This is a genomic window from Exiguobacterium sp. ERU653, assembly GCF_018617775.1.
Lineage (GTDB): Bacteria > Bacillota > Bacilli > Exiguobacteriales > Exiguobacteriaceae > Exiguobacterium > Exiguobacterium marinum.
On record NZ_JACSKV010000001.1, the window covers coordinates 348,916 to 363,458 of the forward strand.

Below are 14,543 nucleotides of genomic sequence, written 5' to 3' on the forward strand. Positions count from 1 at the left end.
GTTATGGCTCAAATGACAATGATCCAAGCGATTACTGATGCGATGCGCGTTGAAATGAAACGCGACGAGAAAGTACTTCTCTTTGGAGAAGACGTTGGTAAAAACGGTGGGGTATTCCGTGCGACGGAAGGTCTCCAAGACGAGCTCGGCGAAGACCGTGTCTTTGACACGCCACTCGCTGAATCAGGGATTGGTGGTCTTGCAATCGGTCTAGGTCTTACTGGATTCCGTCCAATCATGGAAGTTCAATTCTTCGGATTCGTATTCGAAGTTTTCGACTCAATCGCAGCTCAAATGGCACGTATGCGTTACCGCTCGGGTGGCGCTTACAGCCAACCGATTACAATTCGTTCACCATTCGGTGGTGGCGTTAAGACACCTGAGCTTCACGCGGACAGTCTTGAAGGTTTAATGGCTCAGTCACCAGGTCTAAAAGTCGTTATTCCATCAACTCCTTACGATGCAAAAGGTTTGTTGATCGCGTCAATCCGCGACAACGACCCGGTTGTGTTCCTCGAGCACATGAAATTGTATCGTTCATTCCGTGGCGAAGTGCCTGAAGGTGATTACACAATCGAACTCGGTAAAGCAGATGTGAAACGTGAAGGGACAGACGTTTCAATCATCACTTACGGTGCGATGGTTCACACTTCACTTAAAGCAGCGGAAGAGCTTGAAAAAGAAAACATCAACGTTGAAGTCATCGACCTCATGACAGTGAGCCCGCTTGATATTGAGACAATCGTAGAGTCTGTTAAGAAAACAGGTCGTGCGATCGTCGTTCAAGAGGCTCAACGTCAAGCAGGAATCGCAGCAAACGTTGTAACTGAAATTCAAGAGCGCGCAATTCTTCACCTCGAAGCACCAGTTCTTCGAGTGACTGCACCAGACACAGTCTTCGCATTCGCACAAGGTGAAGACATGTGGTTGCCTGACCATAAAGATGTCGTTGCAAAAGTTAAAGAAGTTGTGAACTTCTAAGATCGTGTCGAATAAACGATGAGGGAGATTTGTCTCCCTTATCGTGTTTACATGATGAATTGATGGGAGGAAAAACCAGTGGCAGTATTTGAATTTAAATTACCAGATATCGGTGAAGGTATTCACGAAGGTGAAATCGTCAAGTGGTTCGTAAAAGCAGGGGATACGGTCAAAGAGGATGATGTTCTCTTGGAAGTACAAAACGACAAAGCAGTCGTTGAAATCCCGGCTCCAGTCGACGGCACAGTCAAAGAGGTTAAAGTTTCTGAAGGTACAGTTGCCGTAGTCGGTGACGTCCTCGTTACATTTGACATCGAAGGCGACGCACCAGCAGGAGAAGAAGAAGAGACTCCTGAACAACCGAAAGCAGAAGAGAAAACAGAAGACGTAAAAGAAGAAGTGAAAGAAGACGCGCCACGCGACGTTCAACTTCACAAATCTGAGCGTGTCATCGCAATGCCATCTGTCCGTAAATATGCACGTGAAAAAGGTGTAGATATCCGTGAAGTGAGCGGTTCTGGCGACAACGGTCGTGTCATGAAAGAAGACATCGATGCATTCGCGAACGGTGAAGCACCGTCTGCAGAAGCTACAACAGAAAAAACAGATTCTGTAGCACCGGCAGCAGCTGCAAAAACGGAAATCAAGCCTTACGAGTCAGCGACTCCAGAGCTTGAAACACGTGAGAAAATCCGTGGAATCCGTAAAGCTATCTCGAAAGCAATGGTTAACTCGAAACACACTGCACCACACGTTACACTCATGGACGAAGTCGACGTTACAAAACTCGTCGCACTCCGTAAAGACTTCAAACAAGTCGCGGCTGACCAAGGTGTGAAACTCACATACTTGCCATTCGTCGTGAAAGCATTGACTGCTGCAGCGAAAGCATTCCCAACAATCAACGCTTCAATCGATGACGTGAACGAAGAAATCGTTTACAAAAACTACTACAACATCGGGATCGCAGCTGACACAGACAACGGACTCGTTGTACCAGTCGTTAAAGATGCAGACCGTAAATCAATCTATTCACTTGCTACAAACATTAACGAACTTGCGGGTAAAGCTCGTGAAGGCAAGCTCGCTGGGGACGACATGAAAGGCGGATCAATCACAATCACAAACATCGGTTCAGCCGGTGGACAATGGTTCACGCCTGTCATCAACCACCCAGAAGTTGCGATTCTCGGTATCGGCCGGATCGCTGAGAAAGCTGTCGTGAAGAACGGTGAAATCGTTGCCGCGCCAGTCCTTGCACTTTCATTCAGCTTTGACCACCGCCTCATCGACGGTGCGACTGCACAAAACGCTCTTAACATGGTGAAACGCTTGCTCGAAGACCCAGCACTTCTAATGATGGAGGGATAAGAACATGGTAGTAGGAGAATTCGCACAAGAAACTGATTTGCTTGTCATCGGTGCCGGTCCTGGTGGATACGTTGCCGCAATCCGTGGCGCACAGCTCGGAATGAAAGTAACGATCGTTGAGAAAGGCAACTTCGGTGGTGTCTGCTTGAACGTAGGATGTATCCCGTCGAAAGCGTTAATCACAGCTGGACACAACTTCCAACACGCTAAAGGACACGATTCAATGGGGATCTCGTCTGACAACGTGTCAGTGGACTTCACAAAAGTTCAAGACTGGAAACAGTCAGTTGTTAACAAATTGACTGGCGGTGTCAAAGGTCTCCTTAAAGGAAACAAGATTGAAATCCTTCAAGGTGAAGCGTTCTTCGCTTCTGAAGACACAGTTCGTGTCATCACAGAAGATAGCTCGACTCCTTACAAATTCAAAAAAGCGATTATCGCGACTGGTTCTACACCAATCGAGATCCCATCGTTCAAATGGTCAAAACGCGTCCTTTCTTCAACTGGTGCATTGGCACTTCCTGAAGTACCGAAAAAACTCGTCGTTATCGGCGGTGGATACATCGGTATGGAGCTTGGAACTGCATACGCTAACTTCGATACAGAAGTCGTCGTTGTAGAAGGCGCTAGCGACATTTTGTCTGGTTTCGAACCACAAATGACGCAAATCGTTAAGAAGAAACTCAAACAAAAAGGAAACGTCACAATCCACACGAATGCACTTGCTAAAGGTGTTGAAGAAACGGAAGACGGCGTAACCGTTAAGTTTGAAGTAAACGGTGAAGAGCAATCTGTTGAAGCGGACTATGTCCTCGTCACAGTTGGTCGTCGTCCAAACACAGGCGACATCGGTCTTGAAAACGCGGAAGTGAAAATTAGCGACCGTGGCATCATTGAAATCGATGACCAGTGTAAAACATCGAACGAAAACATCTACGCAATCGGTGATATCGTTCCTGGACCACCACTTGCACACAAAGCTTCTTACGAAGCGAAGATTGCAGCAGAAGCAGCTGCAGGTAAGCCAGCTTACCTCGACTACTCTGCAATCCCTGCAGTCGTCTTCACTGATCCTGAACTCGCAACTGTCGGTTACACAGAACCACTCGCAAAAGAAGAAGGACTCGAAATCACAGTTTCGAAATTCCCATTCGCAGCGAACGGTCGTGCACTCGCACTTGACGAGCCAGACGGCTTCATGAAGCTTATCACACGCAAAGAGGACGGTCTCTTGATCGGTGCTCAAATTGCGGGTACTGGCGCATCAGATATGATTGCTGAGCTTGGTCTTGCAATTGAAGCTGGTATGACTGCTGAAGATATCGCGCTTACAATCCACGCTCACCCATCACTCGGTGAGATGGCAATGGAAGCTGCTGAAATCGCAATGGGGATGCCAATCCACGTTGTAAAATAATAACGGCAATGAACCTCTCTCACGATTCGTGAGAGAGGTTTTTTATATAGGTGACGATGCGTTCGACTTCCTTGAATCCAATTTTTTTGTGAAACTGTTGGCTGTCTTTATTTTCAAGTTCGGTATCCGAAGCCAGTTCGATACACCCGTTACGTGTGGCAAAGGTAGAGGCAGCCTCAATCAAATGCGATGCAACACTTTGATGTCGTGCTGATTCGATGACATAGACACCTTCCACGTAGGCAGTCGGGGATGCAGACGAACCGGGCACATAATCATACCGGAAACTGAGTTGACAGAAACCGATGGATCCTCCCGTGTCGGAGGATGCGATGAAATAATGCATCTTCTTTGAAGTGAGACCGAGCTTGACCTCCATCTGGAGTTCGTCAATCGGTGCGTCAGGCCATAACTGATGCATCAATTGAACGAGTGCGGTTTGATCTGATTGTGAGGCATATGCAATTTTCATGTCGAACGCTCCTTTGTTTAGGTTTCATACTCATAGTATAAAGGAAAATACTTGTGAAGAGAGAAGGGAGGGAATCCTGATGGCATTCGATGAGGAGTTATTATATACCGTATCCGAGACGAGTCGCGTAAGATTCACTGGAATCGAAACAGAAGCTGCACGTTATGATTTCGGGTTTGTGTACACCCATCAGTTTATGGGAAAAGTGTTGGTCGTATGTATGCAAACCGGACAATCGGCCCTTCTCGATCAACATGCGCTAGAAGAGCCGCGCCAATTATATCCGATGCTAGGTATCAACTTGAATGATACGGCGCACGTCGCTGAATTTTTACGGGTTTGTTTAGCTGAAAAAATAAAAGAATCAGAGGAAATTGATACTTGAAAAAATGTAAGCGTTTTCTTATAATAGGTAACAGGGGAAGCAATTCGATCATCTACAGCCACCTTTTCTGAGATGACATAAAAAATGAGCCGGTCGTAATGACCGGCTCATTTTTTTGTTTAACGAATCGCTTTTGTTTGTTGGATGACTTTAATCATTTGGAGCGACTCGTCTTCGAGACCTTGAACCGGTAGTCCTGCTTCGATGTTGGCCATGATATAGTCGAGCGTCGACGTTGTGATCAATTCACCTGGGATGATAATCGGAATCCCTGGAGGGTACACCATGATGAATTCCGCTGAAATGCGTCCGACAGCGTTCTCGAGTGGAATTGTTTCCGTTTCTTCATAAAACGCATCACGTGGGCTAAGCGCAAGTGGTGGAATCTCAGGAAGCATGATTGATAACGAGTCATTCCCAGACTTCTGATAAACGGAGACGACATCGTGCATCGCATCGATCAATGCCTGGATTGTCGACTCATCATCTGCTGATGTGACAATGAAGAGAACATTCAGTAAATCCGACATCTCCACTTCGATCCGATGTTTTTCACGAAGATATTTTTCCACTTCAAAGCCTGTCACACCGAGTTCACGTACCGATACGAGCACTTTTGTCTCGTCGAGTGCGTAAGTCGATTCAGAATGAAGCTCGGCATGCCCGTATACAGACAAGTTGGGCATATGACTGATGGCCGTACGGGACGTTCTAGCGAGATCTAATGCCCGTTCGTTCATCTCATGCCCTTTTGTCGCGAGTTGTCGACGTGCAGCATCAAGAGAAGCAAGGAGCAAGTAAGACGTTGAGGTCGTTGTAATCATTGAAAGCATCGCATGGATCCGTTCCGGTGAAACGAGACCGCGACGTACGTTCAAAATGGAGCTTCCAGTCATCGAGCCCCCAAGTTTGTGTACGCTCGTAGCGGCCACATCAGCTCCAGCTTGCATAGCTGAAAGAGGAAGTTCATCGTGGAACGGGAGATGAACCCCATGTGCCTCATCGACGAGAACAGGAACATCTTGCGCATGGGCGACGGAAACGATGCGTTCTAAGTCACCGGCGACACCGAAATAAGTCGGGTTGATGACGAGCACAGCTTTTGTATCAGGGTGAAGTTCGAGAGCACGTTCTACCGCGCTAGCTGTGATGCCATGCGCAATACCGTACGTCTCATCGAATTCTGGATGGATGAAGACCGGATGAGCACCAGTTAAGACAAGAGCAGACATGACCGATTTGTGCACGTTTCGCGGCACAATAATCTTTTCATTCGGTCCAACGACGCCCATGATCATCGCCATGATTGCGCTCGAAGTTCCTTGTACGGAGAAAAAGGTCTCATCAGCACGGAACGCCTCTGCCGCTAAGCGCTCCGCTTCAGCGATTGCCGCCTTTGGATGATGGAGGTCATCTAGAGGGGCGATGTTAATCAAATCAATTTTTAAGGCGTTTTCGCCAATAAAGTCACGAAACTCAGGATCCATACCTTTCCCGCTTTTATGACCGGGAATGTGGAACGCTATCGGGTTCGAGTCGACATGTTCAAGCAACGTGTCAAATAGTGGCGTTTCGAGCTGAGTAGCACCTTTTAATTTCAATCGTAAATCCCCCTTGGAAACAGTTTATTTATATGATGAAAGATATCGTTACGTTATATGCTGATTTAAAAAAGAAGCAACAAAAAAACTATAGAGATTTCTAGCTCAACTTGCAATAGTTTTTTTTGTTGTTACAATGAGTGTCGAGGTGAACAATATGCAAATCAATTATCCAATCAATCCGGATTGGACGACAGACGAATTGATTGATGTCGTCGAGTTTTATAATGTCGTCGCACAGGCGAATGAAGGTGGGGTCGAGCGGGAAGTTTTCCTCGACGCATATCGGACCTTCAAACAAATCGTAACATCTAAGTCAGAGGAGAAACAACTGAACGCGGTTCACGACGAACAGACGGGATATTCCACTTATCGTACCGTACAAGCGGCAATGAAGTCCTCGAATAAAAGAATCAAACTGTAAGTCTAAGTATGCCTGTGCAATTTGAGGCATACTTTTTTGTTATTTCTCTTTTAAATCGGGTACAGTTCTTTAACACTGATTCAGGTTTAATGGGCTCAAAATTGGGAATATATCCAGTAAGATAAAAAATTCAAAATAGTCAGACAATTCTCTTTCTTTTTCAGATTTTATCTGATATACTCAATTCAACTCATTAAACCGTAACTTGTAGCCCAACAAAAGGAGTGTGGCATCTTATGAAACAAGTGATTGAGGCATTCAAAAGAAAAGACGCAGAAAAACGGATTCCGGTGCTGCGCTTAGAGATTGATTATGAATTGGCAACCCTCTTCGATGCGATGGCGTCACAAGATGATGCCACAGTTCAGGCTAGCAAGCATCGGTTAGAGAAGTACCGCCAAGAATTATTGCGTCTCGAAGCCTAACCATTACACACATTCAACCAGTATTCCGAGCGGATACTGGTTTTTGTTTGGTACAATACAGTTGAGGTGATCACAGATGATAGAATGGTTTGCAGTCGATTTAATCAAACAGGCGGGGGAGTTAATTCGTCGTGAGATAGATCAAAGTTATGAAGTGGAACGAAAGACCGGAAAGGGGGATTTGGTCACTGAAATTGACCGGGCGGTGGAACAGCTGATTGTTCGTCGTATTCAAGAAGCATTTCCACACCATCAAATCATGGGGGAAGAAGGGACGACAGACTCACCGGACACGTTAACAGGGACGGTATGGTTCGTTGACCCGATTGATGGGACGTTAAATTTCATTCATCAGAAACGAATGTTTGCGATTTCGGTTGCTATAATGATTGATGGAGCCGTGGAGTATGGATTCGTGTATGATGTGATGGCAGATGAGATGTTTATGGCTCGAAAAGGTTTTGGTGCGACGTTAAACGGTAGGATGTTGACGACTCTTCATGAACATCAAGTACGAGATGCTTTTTTAAGTATGAATGCCACGTGGGTTACGCCGAACCATCAAATCGCCCCGGAAATCCTCGCTCCGATTGTACGGGACTCGATTGGGACACGGGCGCACGGGGCCGCGTCACTTGAACTTGCCTGGCTAGCTGCCGGGCGTGTTGACGGGTACATCACGATGCGTAATATGCCGTGGGACTATGCTGCTGGGAAGCTGCTCGTAGAAGAAGTAGGAGGGCGTGTCGTTTCTGTATACGGTGAACCGATTCAGTATGATAGCAAAACGTCCGTATTGGCAGGCAGCGAATCATTCGTGAACGATGTCATCAAACATTATGTCATCGCAAAAGGGGTGACAGCCGAAGCGAAGCCAGATCTTCACATCGTGGAGCATGAGTCTTATGAAGAAGTCCGGGATCTTCTCGTGTTAGCGAATCCGAATGAAGCGATGGTCCTAAAACAATTTCAGGAAGGGCGTACGTTCAAAGCGTTACTCGGTGGTGAAATCGTGGGTGCATACATGTTAGTGTCACACGAGGTGGGACGGGTCGAACTCGTGAATATCGCAGTGAAGCCGGAACGCCAAAACCAAACAATCGGACAGCGAATGCTACAGGATGCAGTGAAGCGGGCATCATCGTTCGGCGGAAAAGAACTCCTCGTCTGTACGGGAAACTCTAGCATCATGCAACTTCGCTTTTATCAACAAGCCGGTTTCCGATTCGACTCGGTTGAACGGGATTACTTTATCAACCACGGATACGAAGTGATTGAAGAAGATGGATTACTCCTTCGAGATCGCGTCTGTTTGACGCGTCCGATTTAACTTTTGATGAAGAAGGTGTAGCTTTGACCTGAGTCAAAGCTACACCTTTGTTTTCATGAAGATTGACGGTCTGAAAGAATGCGACGGCGTAACTGGATGCCAAAGAACGTTGCGACACCACTTAACACGAGACTACCTAAGATGATAGCGGTGCTCCCTTCGGCAACTCCGATGCCGACACCGACAAATCCAGCGACGACGGCTAAAGCAATCAATAAAAACATAAGCTGCATGGAGACTCCTCCTCATTTTCTGTTATCTTCCCTATTGTATGATAAAAAACATGCAATGAAAACGTTCACAGTCGATTCCACTCGACAAAGGTACTGTGACGTGTGCTATACTCTTAAAGTTGAAGAAAAGTTGAAATTTTTTAAATAAGAGAGGAATAACTACATGAACGTAAGAACAAACCTTCGTAACGTAGCCATCATCGCTCACGTTGACCACGGTAAAACAACGTTAGTTGATGAATTATTGAAACAGTCTGGTACATTCCGGACGAACGAGGCAGTCGCAGAACGTGCGATGGACTCAAACGATATCGAGCGTGAGCGCGGAATCACAATTCTCGCGAAAAACACGGCCATCGATTATAAAGACACACGAATTAACATCGTCGATACTCCAGGCCACGCAGACTTTGGTGGCGAAGTTGAACGAATCATGCGTATGGTAGACGGCGTAATCCTTGTCGTCGACGCGCGTGAAGGTTGTATGCCACAAACTCGTTTCGTCTTGAAAAAAGCGCTCGACCAAGGACTTCGTCCAATTGTTGTCGTCAACAAAATTGATAAGCCTATGGTTCGTCCGCTTGATGTTGTCGACGAAGTCGTTGATCTCTTGATTGACCTTGGTGCAGATGAAGATCAACTTGAATTCCCTGTCGTCTACACATCGGCTGTCAGCGGTTCAAGTTCGTTCGATCCTGATCCAGAAAAACAAGAAGATACCATTACTCACGTGCTCGACACGATTCTTGAAAACACACCGGCTCCAATCGATAACTCGGATGAGCCGCTCCAATTCCAAGTCACAATGCTCGACTACGACAACTATCTCGGTCGAATCGGTGTTGGTCGCGTCTTCCGCGGGAAAATTAATGTCGGAGAACAAGTCTCACTTTGTAAGACGGATGGGTCAATCAAGCAACTTCGCGTCACAAAATTGTTCGGTTACTTCGGACTCAAACGCGTTGAAATCGAAGAGGCGAAAGCTGGAGATTTGATTGCAGTTGCCGGTATGGAAGACATCAACGTCGGGGAGACGGTCACGCCGGTTGGGAAAGAGGATGCACTTCCGCTTCTTCGTATCGATGAACCGACACTTCAAATGCGCTTCATGACGAACAACTCACCGTTCGCAGGACGTGAAGGGGACTTTGTCACAGCGCGTAAAATCGAAGAGCGTCTCTTGAAGCAACTCGAGACAGACGTTTCACTTCGTGTCGAAGCGACTGACTCACCGGACCAATGGGTTGTATCTGGTCGTGGAGAGCTTCACCTCGGAATTTTGATTGAAAACATGCGCCGTGAAGGATACGAACTCCAAGTATCTAAGCCGCAAGTCATCATTCGTGAAGACGAAGACGGTACGAAAGTTGAGCCATTCGAACGCGTTCTCATCGATGTTCCAGAAGAGTATACAGGACCTGTCATGGAATCAATCGGTCTCCGTAAAGGGGAACTCGCAAACATGAACACGAACGACAATGGACAAACACGTATGGAATTCATCGTTCCTTCACGTGGTCTCATCGGCTATCGTAACGAGTTCTTGTCTGCGACACGCGGATATGGGATTTTGAACCACACGTTCGAAGAGTATCGTCCGTTCATCCAGGCTGACATCGGCGGTCGTCGCAGCGGTGTCATGGTTTGTATCGAGCCTGGTAAGTCTACAGCCTACTCAATCGGCGCCCTTGAAGACCGTGGAACGATCTTCATCGAGCCAGGTACGGATGTATATGAAGGGATGATTATCGGTGAATGTAACCGTGACGTCGACCTTGCCATCAACGCTGTTAAAGGGAAGCAGTTGACAAACATGCGTGCCTCGGCAAAAGACTCTACACAAGTCTTGAAACGTCCGCGCGTATTCTCGCTCGAAGAGTCGCTCACATTCTTGAACGATGACGAATATTGCGAAATCACGCCAGAGTCAATTCGTCTCCGTAAGAAAGTGTTGAACAAAAACGAACGCGAGAAAGCTGACAAGCGTCGTAAACTTGGTAAAGAATAAATGGTAAAAGGGAACGCTTCGGCGTTCCCTTTTATGTGGAATAGTGTAGAATGGATGTGTATGAAATAAAGGGGGACTTATTGTCTTGAAAGCTTCTCAAACAATTGATATCACACAGATTGACGTTCCGTGGATCGCCTCGATGTTAGGTGTCGGTAGCGACCAGAACGACTTTTCCGTCGGTTTTAATGCACTTGTCGTTGTTGTCATTTTACTGACGATTCTCGTTTTTAAACTTGGTTTTGCGAAACAGTTGGCGTGGTGGAAGTCACTCATTGTCTATATTCTTCTGTCACTTGGAGCAGGGACGATGGCACTCGTCTTTTTCACTTGGCCAATTCCGGAAGTCCTTACCGTTATGGCGATTGTGTTGGCCATCTATCGGGGACGCCTCTGGTGGAACCGTCGTCAAGATGCAGTTGAAGGATAAAAAAATACGGGCGTCTCTTCGGAGGCGCCCGTTTGCATTACCAATTTCGTTTTTGACGAAATGTAGGATATAACTTAAATTGTCCAGATGCAGCGCGTTCGGTGGTTCGTTCGCTGATTCGCGCCTGACACTCTTGACACATATACGTTTTAGCCGGTTTATTGCGCAATCGTTTTGCTTCAAATGACCATGAATCGATCGTTTCGATTTTATCGCAAAGAGAACATTTTACACGCATCTTCTCACCTTCCTCTATAGGATGAGTATAGCATGATTTCATCCGTTGAAAGCAGGGAATTAAACCGGTAAGGGAGAATGATACAACCATACCCGATTAAAAGGAGGGGAGTTGAATGGCGAGTAAGGCAACGTTTGAATTGACATCCGCGCAAGAGCGTCTGTTAAATGACATGCCGTTAACATTTCTCGTCGGTTTTGATGAGGCGAAGCGTTGGCCAATAAGCCATGCCATCAGTTGGGTGCAAGCAATCGATGCTGTCACGATTCGACTTGCTTTGACCAAAAACTCACACATCGTCACCATCTTGACGACTGAAAAGACGGCAGGTCTCATCTTTATCGAAGATGGTCAATCTTATCACGTCTTGCTTTCATCCATCCAAGAATTTGAGCCATCGATCAAACCGAGTCTTCACCTTCGTTTTTTCGAAGGGCATGTTGAAGAAGTGAGGAACATCTCGTTTTATGGTGCATCCTACGCTCAGCCTGAAATCACAAAAACGTATGATATCCGTGCGGCGGAGAAGCTAGACCGTGAAGTGGGAGAAAGCCTTCATTCTTGACCACCATCCTATATTCGAGGGGCGGCAAAGTCTATGAAAAAAACGTATGTCTTAGATACGAACGTACTTCTACATGATCCGCTATCCTTATTTCAATTCGAAGAACATGATGTGGTCATTCCGGCCATCGTCTTAGAAGAGCTTGATGGTAAAAAACGAAACATGGATGAAGTTGGACGTAATGCTCGTGAAACGTCGCGTGTCTTGGACCAACTTCGGGCAACAGGTAAACTTCATGATGGCGTGCCACTTGAAAACGGGGGCCGTCTCTTTGTCGAGATTGGTCACGAGCATCAGGTCGATATTCCTTTTGACGTGATGACGAACGATAATCGGATTTTAGTCGTCGCGTTGAAACTAATGAAACAATATGAGGATGATGAAAATCGAAAAGTCGTCATCGTCTCAAAAGATATATTAGTCCGAGTGAAAGCAGATGCGATTGGAATCGATGCAGAAGATTATTTGACAGACCATATCGTGGATACAACTGACTTGTACGCTGGATACCGCGAAATTGAGGTCGACCAGTCACTCGTCGATGAATTTTATAAGGTTCGTCAACTACCAACATCCGCCTTTACCCAACAAGTCCTTTATCCGAACTCGTTTGTCGTCTTGAAAAGTAATGTCTCAAAGGCGAGTGTACTTGCGGTAGTCGATGCTCTCCAACCAATCATAAGGCCATTGGCGCTCGACGCTGACCACATTTGGGGAATTCACCCGCGAAACGTCCAACAACGAATGGCACTCGACCTGTTGCTTCGAGATGATATTCCTTTCGTCACTTTACTTGGGAAAGCTGGTACCGGTAAGACGCTCCTTGCTCTAGCAGCAGGGCTCTCGCTTGTTGAAGATGAACAGCGTTACAATAAGCTGGTCGTCGCTCGCCCGGTCGTGCCGATGGGGAATGATATCGGCTACTTGCCAGGGGAAATGGAAGAAAAGCTTCGCCCATGGATGCAACCGATTTATGATAACCTGGAATTTTTATTTAATGCGAATTCAAAAGACGAGCTCGGGAATATATTAGCCGGTATGAAATCGATTCAGCTCGAAGCGCTCACCTATATTCGAGGTAGAAGCATGCCTGACCAGTTCATCATCATCGATGAGGCGCAGAACTTAACGAAGCACGAAATCAAAACAATTCTCACCCGAGTCGGGGAGAACTCAAAAATCGTACTCGTCGGTGACCCATACCAAATCGACCATCCGTACTTGGATGAATATTCGAACGGACTGACGTATGCGGTGGAACGGTTCAAAGGACAAAATGTCTTCGGGCATGTCCGGCTGGTGAAAGGGGAGCGTTCGTCGCTCGCAAGATTGGCTGCAGATTTACTATGACGGATGCACGACAAATAACGCCGAGCACCTTGCCCGGCGTTATTTTGTATCGAGTTGTAGCGACTGGACGTTCGTCCGTTCTAAGAAAGCGTTCGAGATCATGATTAGTCCCGTGATGATGAACAAGGCCGAAAAACCGAAATAGGCTACGATTTGAGAACCGAATAGCGGCCCGAGTAAATTCCCCATAAATTGAGCGGACTGGTTATACGAAAAGATTCGACCCGTCGCCGATACGGGAGTGTGTTGGCGTAAGAGTGACTGAACCGATGGCATCAAGGCGGCTGTCGCGAATCCAATTCCAAAGCGCAGTAAAATGAGTTGGGTCGTCGATGTGACGTATGCTTGCGGAATTAAGAAAACGCTATAGAGAAGCAGTGCCCAAAACAAGATACGTTCTGCACCGTATCTGTCCGATAAGCGTCCGAGACGCTGAGCTGAAAAGAGAGCGGCGAGTCCTGGGGCGGATGCGACGATACCTGCCATGAAAGCGAGGGCGGTCGTATGCGGGTTCAATTCACGTACATATAATGTCAAGAGCGGCCCGATGGATTGTGTCGAGAACTGAATAAGGAACGTTGTCACAAACAGTCCGACAATCAACTGAGGATGTCGCAGTGAGGCGAAAATGGACTTCATCGAAGCGAGCTCATCACGCTTCACGGGAACGAAATCTTCTTTGACGAACCAGAGCGTGATGAGAAATGTCAGGAAGAGTGCACTTCCGGTAAAGAGAAAAACGGATCGAAGCCCAATCCAGTCTGCGAGCAACCCGCCGATAAGCGGGCCTAAAAGACCTCCGGTGATGCCACCGGTTGACAGGGTACCAAGCGCCCAGCCACTTTTCTCTTTAGGGGTTTGGGAAGCGACCAAGGTGATACCGGCCGAGATAAATCCAGAGACGGCACCCATGAGTAAGCGCAACCCGACAAGTTGATAGACATCTTGGACGAAGCTGATGAGAAACATGACGACGGCCATACCGAGACTGGCCCGGATCAGCATCAGTTTTCTCCCTTTTCGGTCAGCTAATCGGCCCCACATCGGGGAGACGATTGCGGCAACGAGGAATGTCGCACCAAACGCAACAGCAGACCAGGTGACGACATGATCTGGGTCCTTCACACCGAGCTGTTCAATGAATAGTGGAAGAAATGGTAGAACAAGACTCATCGAAGCGGCAGTCAAGAAGCTACCGATCCAAACTACCATTAAATTTCGTTTCCATAAAGGAATCGTAAGCGTCACAACCTTTCATAGATTCATTATAATCAATACACTATATGTTACACTTTATGAACTAAAAAGTCCAA

General features: G+C 46.8%; 16 protein-coding genes. 11 read left to right on the forward strand and 5 right to left on the reverse strand.

Annotated elements, in window-relative coordinates:
* Window positions 1-3 precede the first annotated feature (3 nt).
* The 3 genes from KNO95_RS01830 (at window position 4) to lpdA (ending at window position 3,769) form a co-directional block, all read left to right on the forward strand.
* Window positions 4-981 carry an alpha-ketoacid dehydrogenase subunit beta gene (locus KNO95_RS01830; protein ID WP_026826369.1) on the forward strand — a complete coding sequence of 326 codons (978 nt, stop codon included), beginning with the start codon at window positions 4-6 and terminating at the stop codon, window positions 979-981.
* 78 nt (window positions 982-1,059) lie between these two features.
* Window positions 1,060-2,352: a dihydrolipoamide acetyltransferase family protein gene (locus tag KNO95_RS01835; protein WP_026826368.1), complete on the forward strand. Its 1,293-nt coding sequence runs from the start codon at window positions 1,060-1,062 to the stop codon at window positions 2,350-2,352.
* Between the two features lie 4 nt (window positions 2,353-2,356).
* Window positions 2,357-3,769, forward strand: a complete 1,413-nt coding sequence (lpdA, locus tag KNO95_RS01840; protein ID WP_026826367.1) for a dihydrolipoyl dehydrogenase — start codon at window positions 2,357-2,359, stop codon at window positions 3,767-3,769.
* A 19-nt stretch (window positions 3,770-3,788) separates the two neighbouring features.
* Here lpdA and aac(6') read toward each other — a convergent pair whose 3' ends face one another.
* Entirely contained in the window at window positions 3,789-4,241 is a 453-nt protein-coding gene (aac(6'), locus tag KNO95_RS01845) for an aminoglycoside 6'-N-acetyltransferase (RefSeq protein ID WP_214702302.1), read from the reverse strand.
* Window positions 4,242-4,320: 79 nt separating this feature from the next.
* On the opposite strand from aac(6'), the gene KNO95_RS01850 reads away from it, so the two are divergent.
* Entirely contained in the window at window positions 4,321-4,626 is a 306-nt protein-coding gene (locus KNO95_RS01850; RefSeq protein ID WP_034771146.1) for a DUF3055 domain-containing protein, read from the forward strand.
* Window positions 4,627-4,745: 119 nt separating this feature from the next.
* Here the strand turns inward: KNO95_RS01850 and KNO95_RS01855 are convergent, their stop codons facing one another.
* On the reverse strand, window positions 4,746-6,227 hold the full coding sequence (locus KNO95_RS01855) for an aminotransferase class I/II-fold pyridoxal phosphate-dependent enzyme (protein WP_214702301.1): 1,482 nt from the start codon (window positions 6,225-6,227) through the stop codon (window positions 4,746-4,748).
* A gap of 157 nt (window positions 6,228-6,384) precedes the next feature.
* Here KNO95_RS01855 and KNO95_RS01860 point away from each other — a divergent pair, with 157 nt between their 5' ends.
* The 3 genes from KNO95_RS01860 (at window position 6,385) to KNO95_RS01870 (ending at window position 8,406) form a co-directional block, all read left to right on the forward strand.
* Window positions 6,385-6,651: a UPF0223 family protein gene (locus tag KNO95_RS01860; RefSeq protein ID WP_026826363.1), complete on the forward strand. Its 267-nt coding sequence runs from the start codon at window positions 6,385-6,387 to the stop codon at window positions 6,649-6,651.
* A 236-nt stretch (window positions 6,652-6,887) separates the two neighbouring features.
* Window positions 6,888-7,076 carry a hypothetical protein gene (locus tag KNO95_RS01865; protein WP_015881266.1) on the forward strand — a complete coding sequence of 63 codons (189 nt, stop codon included), beginning with the start codon at window positions 6,888-6,890 and terminating at the stop codon, window positions 7,074-7,076.
* A 76-nt stretch (window positions 7,077-7,152) separates the two neighbouring features.
* Window positions 7,153-8,406: an inositol monophosphatase family protein gene (locus tag KNO95_RS01870; RefSeq protein ID WP_214702300.1), complete on the forward strand. Its 1,254-nt coding sequence runs from the start codon at window positions 7,153-7,155 to the stop codon at window positions 8,404-8,406.
* 53 nt (window positions 8,407-8,459) lie between these two features.
* Here KNO95_RS01870 and KNO95_RS01875 read toward each other — a convergent pair whose 3' ends face one another.
* On the reverse strand, window positions 8,460-8,639 hold the full coding sequence (locus KNO95_RS01875; protein ID WP_026826361.1) for a DUF5325 family protein: 180 nt from the start codon (window positions 8,637-8,639) through the stop codon (window positions 8,460-8,462).
* 163 nt (window positions 8,640-8,802) lie between these two features.
* On the opposite strand from KNO95_RS01875, the gene typA reads away from it, so the two are divergent.
* Window positions 8,803-10,647 carry a translational GTPase TypA gene (typA, locus tag KNO95_RS01880; protein WP_026826360.1) on the forward strand — a complete coding sequence of 615 codons (1,845 nt, stop codon included), beginning with the start codon at window positions 8,803-8,805 and terminating at the stop codon, window positions 10,645-10,647.
* Between the two features lie 85 nt (window positions 10,648-10,732).
* Window positions 10,733-11,077, forward strand: coding sequence for a YlaH-like family protein (locus KNO95_RS01885; protein WP_051545981.1), 345 nt, complete (start codon window positions 10,733-10,735; stop codon window positions 11,075-11,077).
* 37 nt (window positions 11,078-11,114) lie between these two features.
* Here KNO95_RS01885 and KNO95_RS01890 read toward each other — a convergent pair whose 3' ends face one another.
* On the reverse strand, window positions 11,115-11,315 hold the full coding sequence (locus KNO95_RS01890) for a YlaI family protein (protein ID WP_026826358.1): 201 nt from the start codon (window positions 11,313-11,315) through the stop codon (window positions 11,115-11,117).
* Between the two features lie 115 nt (window positions 11,316-11,430).
* Between KNO95_RS01890 and KNO95_RS01895 the strand changes: the two genes are divergently transcribed.
* Together KNO95_RS01895 and KNO95_RS01900 are read left to right on the forward strand one after the other, a co-directional pair.
* Window positions 11,431-11,880, forward strand: coding sequence for a PNPOx family protein (locus KNO95_RS01895; protein WP_214702299.1), 450 nt, complete (start codon window positions 11,431-11,433; stop codon window positions 11,878-11,880).
* Window positions 11,881-11,913: 33 nt separating this feature from the next.
* Window positions 11,914-13,230: a PhoH family protein gene (locus KNO95_RS01900; RefSeq protein WP_026826356.1), complete on the forward strand. Its 1,317-nt coding sequence runs from the start codon at window positions 11,914-11,916 to the stop codon at window positions 13,228-13,230.
* Window positions 13,231-13,269: 39 nt separating this feature from the next.
* On the opposite strand, the gene KNO95_RS01905 is transcribed toward KNO95_RS01900, so the two are convergent.
* A complete protein-coding gene (locus tag KNO95_RS01905) occupies window positions 13,270-14,442 on the reverse strand; it encodes a multidrug efflux MFS transporter (protein WP_251129226.1) in 1,173 nt (390 codons plus the stop codon).
* Window positions 14,443-14,543: the final 101 nt, after the last annotated feature.

Bases quoted from the DNA above. Each gene is read 5' to 3' on its own strand.
- KNO95_RS01830 (WP_026826369.1), top strand. From the start codon at position 4: ATGGCTCAAATGACAATGATCCAAGCGATTACTGATGCGATGCGCGTT.
- lpdA (WP_026826367.1), top strand. From the start codon at position 2,357: ATGGTAGTAGGAGAATTCGCACAAGAAACTGATTTGCTTGTCATCGGT.
- KNO95_RS01850 (WP_034771146.1), top strand. From the start codon at position 4,321: ATGGCATTCGATGAGGAGTTATTATATACCGTATCCGAGACGAGTCGC.
- KNO95_RS01860 (WP_026826363.1), top strand. From the start codon at position 6,385: ATGCAAATCAATTATCCAATCAATCCGGATTGGACGACAGACGAATTG.
- KNO95_RS01865 (WP_015881266.1), top strand. From the start codon at position 6,888: ATGAAACAAGTGATTGAGGCATTCAAAAGAAAAGACGCAGAAAAACGG.
- KNO95_RS01870 (WP_214702300.1), top strand. From the start codon at position 7,153: ATGATAGAATGGTTTGCAGTCGATTTAATCAAACAGGCGGGGGAGTTA.
- KNO95_RS01875 (WP_026826361.1), bottom strand. From the start codon at position 8,639: ATGCAGCTTATGTTTTTATTGATTGCTTTAGCCGTCGTCGCTGGATTT.
- typA (WP_026826360.1), top strand. From the start codon at position 8,803: ATGAACGTAAGAACAAACCTTCGTAACGTAGCCATCATCGCTCACGTT.
- KNO95_RS01890 (WP_026826358.1), bottom strand. From the start codon at position 11,315: ATGCGTGTAAAATGTTCTCTTTGCGATAAAATCGAAACGATCGATTCA.
- KNO95_RS01895 (WP_214702299.1), top strand. From the start codon at position 11,431: ATGGCGAGTAAGGCAACGTTTGAATTGACATCCGCGCAAGAGCGTCTG.
- KNO95_RS01900 (WP_026826356.1), top strand. From the start codon at position 11,914: ATGAAAAAAACGTATGTCTTAGATACGAACGTACTTCTACATGATCCG.
- KNO95_RS01905 (WP_251129226.1), bottom strand. From the start codon at position 14,442: ATGGTAGTTTGGATCGGTAGCTTCTTGACTGCCGCTTCGATGAGTCTT.